This is a genomic window from Mycobacterium sp., assembly GCF_044342925.1.
GTDB lineage: Bacteria > Actinomycetota > Actinomycetes > Mycobacteriales > Mycobacteriaceae > Mycobacterium.
Window position 1 is genome coordinate 1 of record NZ_JBIIOV010000185.1, and the last position, 5,843, is coordinate 5,843.

The 5,843-nt window shown below is 68.2% G+C and carries 7 protein-coding genes and 1 pseudogene; 4 read left to right on the forward strand and 4 right to left on the reverse strand.

What is annotated here, in order from left to right; translation table 11 throughout:
• Window positions 1-331, forward strand: a 331-nt coding sequence (locus tag ADBZ6I_RS15320) for a tyrosine-protein phosphatase (RefSeq protein ID WP_526385318.1), incomplete at its 5' end; no start/stop codon positions are given.
• 99 nt (window positions 332-430) lie between these two features.
• Here the strand turns inward: ADBZ6I_RS15320 and ADBZ6I_RS15325 are convergent.
• A complete protein-coding gene (locus tag ADBZ6I_RS15325) occupies window positions 431-916 on the reverse strand; it encodes a DUF456 family protein (protein WP_526385320.1) in 486 nt (161 codons plus the stop codon).
• Window positions 913-1,776 carry an SDR family oxidoreductase gene (locus ADBZ6I_RS15330; protein ID WP_526385322.1) on the reverse strand — a complete coding sequence of 288 codons (864 nt, stop codon included), beginning with the start codon at window positions 1,774-1,776 and terminating at the stop codon, window positions 913-915. The genes ADBZ6I_RS15325 and ADBZ6I_RS15330 overlap by 4 nt, the downstream gene beginning before the upstream one ends.
• 105 nt (window positions 1,777-1,881) lie before the next feature.
• Between ADBZ6I_RS15330 and bla the strand changes: the two genes are divergently transcribed.
• Complete coding sequence (bla, locus tag ADBZ6I_RS15335; protein ID WP_526385330.1) at window positions 1,882-2,769, forward strand: class A beta-lactamase; 888 nt, start codon at window positions 1,882-1,884, stop codon at window positions 2,767-2,769.
• Here bla and ADBZ6I_RS15340 read toward each other — a convergent pair.
• Entirely contained in the window at window positions 2,758-3,714 is a 957-nt protein-coding gene (locus ADBZ6I_RS15340) for a class I SAM-dependent methyltransferase (RefSeq protein WP_526385324.1), read from the reverse strand. The genes bla and ADBZ6I_RS15340 overlap by 12 nt on opposite strands.
• A 54-nt stretch (window positions 3,715-3,768) precedes the next feature.
• Entirely contained in the window at window positions 3,769-4,404 is a 636-nt protein-coding gene (locus ADBZ6I_RS15345; RefSeq protein ID WP_526385326.1) for a TetR/AcrR family transcriptional regulator, read from the reverse strand.
• A 346-nt stretch (window positions 4,405-4,750) separates the two neighbouring features.
• On the opposite strand from ADBZ6I_RS15345, the gene ADBZ6I_RS15350 reads away from it, so the two are divergent.
• Both ADBZ6I_RS15350 and ADBZ6I_RS15355 read left to right on the forward strand, forming a co-directional pair.
• On the forward strand, window positions 4,751-5,314 hold the full coding sequence (locus tag ADBZ6I_RS15350) for a TetR/AcrR family transcriptional regulator (protein ID WP_526385328.1): 564 nt from the start codon (window positions 4,751-4,753) through the stop codon (window positions 5,312-5,314).
• Window positions 5,315-5,317: 3 nt separating this feature from the next.
• Window positions 5,318-5,843, forward strand: a pseudogene (locus ADBZ6I_RS15355) (FUSC family protein); the annotation flags it as partial.

Here is a 5,843-nt window from a genome sequence, read left to right on the forward strand (position 1 = left end):
CCGCACCGGGTTCGCGGTGGCGGTGGCACTGGAGGCAGCGGGCTTGGCGCCCGACGACATCCTGGCCGACTACCTGCGCAGCAACGACGCCGTCGGCCGGCTGCGGGACAGCATCCTGGCCACCATTCGCAGCCGGGAGGGCATCACCGACGAGGTGGTCTCGTTCGCCGAGTCGCGGCTCACCGACGAGGTGCTGGGCGTGCGCGCGGACTACCTGGCCGCAGCCCGGCGGGTGCTCGACGAGACCCACGGCGGGCTGCCCGGCTTCCTGGCCGCCGCGCAGGTCACCGAGGACGACGTCGCCCGGTTGCGCAACCAGTTGCTGGGCTGAGCCTGCGGCGGGTTCTGCGGCTGTGCGGCTTTATCGGCGACTGTGCGGACCGATACGAGCGCGACGGCGTGTCAGGGATGAAACCGCACAGCCGCGGGCTCAGTTGGTCAGGACGACGCCGACCACCCAGACCGCCGCGGCCAACAGCGCCGCACCCAGTTCCACGCCCACCGACAGGGCCACACCCTTGACCGCATGCACCGTCGACGCCCACGCGCGGCTGCGGTCCCGGCGCTGAGCCAGTTCAGCCAGAAAAACCCCGAGAACAAAGCCGATGATCAGACCGGCCACCGGGATGACGAAGAAGCCGACGATGCCCAGCGCGCCGCCGGCCAGCAGAGTGCGGCCACTGATGTCGGCGGCCCGCATCCGGCGGGCCGGCCACACGTATTTGACCAGGATCCCGGCACCCAGCAGCGCGGTGGCGACGCCGCACACCACCCAGCCGGTCGTCGTGCTGACGAGGTAGGCCCACACCGCGATGGCCACCCACACCAGCAGGGAGCCCGGCAGCATCGGCACGAAGATTCCGGCCAAGCCGACCGCGATGGCCACCGCGGTCAGGATCAGGCCACCGGTGGTCACCCGAGCTTGAATGACGCCGGCTTGGCCGCCGACATGTCGTCGATGGTCGACCACTGTGCGGCGACCTCGTCGAAGCTGGGCACCTGATCGAAGGTCACGCCCTCGTTCTGGAACATCGCCGCGCGCTGCACCTTGCCGCCGCCGACGATGAACACCGACGCGGAGTCGGGCACCTCTTCGCTGCACAGGTAACCGACCACCGGGGCGACGTACTCGGGGGTCAGCTTGGCGAACACCTCCGGCGGCAGGATGTCCTCGGTCATCCGGGTGGCCGCGATCGGGGCGACGGCGTTGGCCTTGATGTTGTACTTCGCGCCCTCCTGGGCGAGCGTGTTGATCAGGCCGACGAGACCCAGTTTGGCGGCGCTGTAGTTGGCCTGACCGAAGTTGCCGAACAGCCCACTGGTGGAGGTGGCCACCACGATGCGGCCGTAGCTCTGCTCGCGGAAGTGCGGCCAGGCCGCCCGGATCACGTTGTAGCCGCCGTAGAGATGAACTTTGAGCACCGAGTCCCAGTTGTCGGCGGTCATCTTGTGGAACGTGCTGTCGCGCAGGATGCCGGCGTTGCTCACCACGCCGTGGATGGCGCCGAACTCCTCCAGCGCGGTCGCGATGATGCTCGCCGCACCCTCGGCGTCGGCGACGCTGCCGTAGTTGGCCACCGCCCGTCCGCCGGCGTCGGAGATCTCCTGCACCACCTGGTCGGCCATCGATTGCCCGGCCCCGGTGCCGTCGCGCGAGCCGCCGAGGTCGTTGACGACGACGCTGGCGCCTTCGCGGGCCAGGGTCAGTGCGTATTCGCGGCCCAGTCCGCCACCGGCGCCGGTGACTGCGATGACTCGATCCTGCACTCCGGGCATGGGAATCCTCTCTGTGGCGACCGGCGGAAACTCACCGCCGCAGGTAGTCAGCCGGGTAGGCCCCGGTTCAGCTAGCCTTCCGCGGTGACCCTCCCCCGCCGAAGGATGCTGGGCGCCGGCGCGGCTCTGGCCGCCATCGCGATTTCCGGCCAGAACGACCGCCGGACCGCCCGGGCATTCGCCGACGTCGCGCCCATCGATGATCAGCTCGCCCTACTCGAGGACCGCTACAACGCGAAAGTCGGCTTCTACGGCGCCAATCTGGGGACCAACCGCATTCTCGGCTACCGCGAGAACGACCTGTTCGCCCACTGCTCGACGTTCAAGGCCTACGTGGCCGCCCAGATGCTGCAGAAGGACCAGAGCGGGGAACTGAAGCAAACCGCGGAGGCATACATCGATCCGGCCTTCTTCGTCCCGGTCGCCTCGCCGATCACCGAACCCCATGTGGGCGGTTGGCTGCCGCTGTCAGACCTGTGCGCGGCCGCGGTGCGCCAGAGCGACAACACGGCCACCAACATCCTGGTCGAAATGCTCGGTGGACCGATGTCGGTCACCGAATTCGCCCGCTCGGTGGGCGACGACCGCACCTGGACGGTCCGCTGGGAGCTCGAACTCAACTCCGCGATCCCCGGCGACCCGCGTGACACCACCAGCCCGCGGGCGATGAGCACCGGCTTTGTGAACATGCTCATCGGCGACACGCTCGACGCACCCCATCGCGCGCAACTGCTGGAGTGGATGCGCACCATCGTCACCGGCGACAAGCGAATCCGCGCGGGCCTGCCGGCCGGCTGGAGCATCGCCGACAAGACCGGCGGTGGCGACTACGCCAGCACCAACGACATCGGCCTGGCGTTCGGACCCGACGGAGAGCGGCTGCAGTTGGCGGTGATGACCCGGACCCGGTCCGACGATCCCAAAGCGCCCCTGCTGGACGCTCTGATCGCCGACGTCACCAGGATCACCGTGCCCTGGCTCTTAGCTCCCTAACGCCGCTGCGGCCAGCCGTTCGGCCACCACGAAGGTGGAGAATCCGTCCTGATCATCCTGATTGGGCACCGGAACCCACCGGTGCAGCCGGCGCATCTCGTCGACGGACGGTGTGCCGGTGGCACGCCAGCCGTGGCCGTTGAGCCATTCGGTGAGGTCGGCGCGGTGCGGGTCGTTGTAGGTCAGGTCGGAGATGTCGACGGTGCGCTCGATGCCCAGGTCGTCGGCCATCTTCTCCCAGCGTTCCCGCATCTGCGCCCGGCGGTCCTCGTCGTGATGACGGACCGCTTCGGCGGAGATGCGGCTGCCCGGAGCGCTCAGCTCACCGATCTGCTCGAAGAGCCGGTCCTGGGCCTCGGCCGGCAGGTACATCAGCAGGCCCTCGGCCAGCCAGGCGGTCGGGCCGGCCGGATCGAAGCCAGCCGCCTGCAGCGCGGCGGGCCAGTCCTGACGCAGGTCGACGGCCACCTCGCGGCGTTCGGCAAGCGGGGTGACGCCGTAATCGGCCAGCGTGGCGGCCTTGTACTCCAAGACCTTGGGCTGGTCGATCTCATAAACCACCGTCCCGGCCGGCCAGGACAGCCGGTAGGCCCGGGAGTCCAGGCCGGCGGCCAGGATCACCACCTGGCGGATGCCCGAGGCGGCGGCGTCGGCGAAGAAGGTGTCGAAGAAATGCGTCCGGACGGCCTGGTATCCGAGCATGTTCGCGAACAGGGCGGCGGCTTCGGGATCGGCAGCGGCCACCTGCTCCTGCATGGCCGGGTCGAGGAATTTCTCCCAGACGCCGGTGTCGGCGCCGGCAACGAGAGCCCGGGCGTAGGGGTCGCGGATCAGCGGTTGGGGGCTCTCGGTCTCCCGGGCCCGGGCGGCAGCCACCATCACCGCCGTCATACCGACGCTGGTGGCGATGTCCCAACTGTCATCGTGGCTGCGCAGACTGCTCATGGGTGCTCCAAACTGACGGTCGCAAAAACCCCATGGTAACGAAAGTTAGACAGGCTATTCGGTGGCCAGCCAGCCGCTATCGCGCAATAGGCCCATGAACTGGTTGCTCACCATGACCAACCGGTCCTGGTCACCGACGAAGCCCGCATAGAACCCCAGTCCCCAAAACGCCGCCACCAACATCTCCGCTGCGGAGTCGACGTCGAGGTCGGAGCGCAGTTCACCGTGGCCGATCCCGTCGCGGACAGCCGAGATGGCGAATTCGCGGGTCAGCTGCAGCGAATCGCCGTCCTCCCGCTTCAACTCCGGGTGGCGCTGCGATTCCAGCACCGAGGTCACCATGAAGGCCGCCGCCGCGCGGTCGTAGTCCTTGGCCTGCACGGCCGCGTCGAGAAACGCCTGGATTCGGCCATGAAAGCTCTGTTCCTGCGCCGCCTCCTCGAGGCCGGCGGAGATCGCGGCGGTGTTGGTCTGCTCGACGACGTGCCGGTAGAGGGCGTGCTTCGACGGGTAGTAGTGGTTGATCGCCGGGCGGGTCAGATCGGCGCGCGCGGCGATCTCCTGAAAGGTTGCCGCGTCATAACCGACTTCGCCGAACACCTCGCGGGCGGCGACGAGAATGCGACCACGGGTCTCCGCAGATTTCGCTGCGGGCGGCCGGCCCGGCCCGCGACTCGCCGCCTTCTGCATCACTCGATTGTGCCAGACGCGACCAAGGTAGTTCCAACCGACAATTGTCCAGAGCCCGGCGGGTCGCTGTCCCACGCGTTGTGACCGTTGCTGAAATTGCGAATCACCGATATTACCGCCAGATATTCGGCCCGTTAAATGACACGGCTATAATTTGCTGAAACTGGCGATCGATCTCCGGCGCGTAAAACACGGTACACCGCGGGCGAGTGCCCGGCGGCGCTGCAACGCAGGCGCACTGGCCCACGTCGAAAGTGCCGGCTGGGAGTTTGCCAGATGGTGTTTCCACGTCGCGTCCGCACCGTCTCCACCACGGTCGGAGCGCCGGAAGCCTAATGTCTGACCCATGCCCATCGTCGCCGCCCGCGAGTCGTATTTCGAGGCGGGTCTGGAGATCCTGGCCGACCGCGGCTTCGGTGGCTTGAAATTGGCCGAGCTGTGCAGCCGGCTGGGTGTCACGACCGGTTCCTTTTATCACTACTTCAGCGGATGGAACGCCTACACCAAGGAGTTGCTGGGCTACTGGCGGCAGGACCGGACGGTGCGGCTGATCGAGGTGATCCGCGCTCAACCCGACCCCCGGCGGCGGATTCAGGCCATCATCGACGTCGCCCTCTCCCTGCCGCACGGCGCCGAAGCCGCCATCCGGGCCTGGAGTTCGGTGGACGCCGAGGTGCTCGACGTGCAGCGCGAGGTCGACCAGGAGCGCTTCGACGTCATCTTCGAAGCCGCCTTCGACATCGTCGGCGACGCCCGGCAGGCACAGACCTACGCATCCTGGGCGGTCTATGTCTTCGTCGGCTACGAACAGGCCACCCTCCCCCGGGAGGCGAGGATGTTCGAGTGGATCAGCACGACGATGCTGGACGATCTGGAAGCCGGCCGCTTCGCCAACGTGCCGCTGCTCTAACCGATGCCCCCTAACGCGATTCGCTCCGGTGCGTTCCGGAATCTGGCTGCTTCGCTGCGCGCCCGGGACCCCGGCCACGACGGCCTGCGCCGCGCGGTCCGAGCCGCCATCGTCATCCCGCTGGCCGCCATCGTCAGCTTGCTGGTAGCCGGCCCGACACAGGCCCCGGTGTTCACACTCGTCGGGGCGATCGCGCTGCTGGTCGTCGCCGACTTCCCCGGCTCGGTGGGCACCCGGGCGATGGCCTACAGCGGCCTGGGGATCAACGGGTTCGTGCTGATCGCACTGGGCACCTGGGCGGCTCCGCACCCCTGGATCGCGGTGCCGCTCTGTTTCGTGGTCGGCACCCTGGTCAGCGTGCTGGGGTTGCTCAGTGAGCTGATCGCCGCCGGCCAACGCGCCACCTTGATGACGTTCCTGCTGCCGGTGTGCGCCCCGGTGGGGCCGCTGCCCGAGCGGCTGCTGGGCTGGTTGCTGGCCCTGGCCGTCTGCGTTCCGGCGGCCCTGTTCCTTTTCCCGCCGCGCTACA

Bases quoted from the DNA above. Each gene is read 5' to 3' on its own strand.
- ADBZ6I_RS15340 (WP_526385324.1), bottom strand. From the start codon at position 3,714: ATGAGCAGTCTGCGCAGCCACGATGACAGTTGGGACATCGCCACCAGC.
- ADBZ6I_RS15330 (WP_526385322.1), bottom strand. From the start codon at position 1,776: ATGCCCGGAGTGCAGGATCGAGTCATCGCAGTCACCGGCGCCGGTGGC.
- ADBZ6I_RS15345 (WP_526385326.1), bottom strand. From the start codon at position 4,404: ATGCAGAAGGCGGCGAGTCGCGGGCCGGGCCGGCCGCCCGCAGCGAAA.
- ADBZ6I_RS15350 (WP_526385328.1), top strand. From the start codon at position 4,751: ATGCCCATCGTCGCCGCCCGCGAGTCGTATTTCGAGGCGGGTCTGGAG.
- bla (WP_526385330.1), top strand. From the start codon at position 1,882: ATGCTGGGCGCCGGCGCGGCTCTGGCCGCCATCGCGATTTCCGGCCAG.